Origin of the sequence: Stutzerimonas stutzeri (genome assembly GCF_024448935.1) — a bacterium.
In the GTDB taxonomy this organism is placed as follows: domain Bacteria; phylum Pseudomonadota; class Gammaproteobacteria; order Pseudomonadales; family Pseudomonadaceae; genus Stutzerimonas; species Stutzerimonas stutzeri_AO.
Genome location: NZ_JAMOIE010000277.1, coordinates 1 through 521, shown reverse-complemented (window position 1 = coordinate 521; position 521 = coordinate 1). Strand labels below are relative to the sequence as shown.

1 pseudogene is annotated in these 521 nt (G+C 58.2%); it reads right to left on the bottom strand.

The annotated features are described in order from the left end of the window. A pseudogene (locus NA637_RS25340) lies at positions 1-512 on the bottom strand (ISNCY family transposase); the annotation flags it as partial. Positions 513-521: the final 9 nt, after the last annotated feature.

Here is a 521-nt window from a genome sequence, read left to right as displayed (position 1 = left end):
GGTGTGATGAACTCCGGTGCCAGTGGCAGGGCACATTTCTGTCCCGGTGCGACAATCACTGGCGTGACCACCGAATGGGCGTAGGTGGCTTGTCCCTTGTGCCGGGTCACTGTGCAGTGTTCACAGTGGATGTTGGTTGAGCTGTGGTACTGGGTGCCATCCAGCGCGATGAGCAGTTGCTCGTCGAGTGCCTGGAAGGCTTGCAGATATCCCCACTCATGCAGCGCATCAAAGATCCTGCTGAACATGGGCAACAGCTGCGACGGGGGAACCTGATCGAGCAGGTCGCGGATATGATTGTCGCTGGGGATTTTGGTGAGGCCAAACAGGGTCTGGGCGTTGCTGATACCCTGGCTTTCGGTCATGGCGATCTGGTGCGCGAGAAAGGACGGACTTTGGGTGAAGAACACGGAGAATGCCGCCAGCGCCACGTCTTCCATGCGATAGCTGGTGTTGTTGCCGGTGCGCTTATCGGGAAACTGACTCATCAGCGCACGCAGGTCATCAACCAGTGCGCTGAA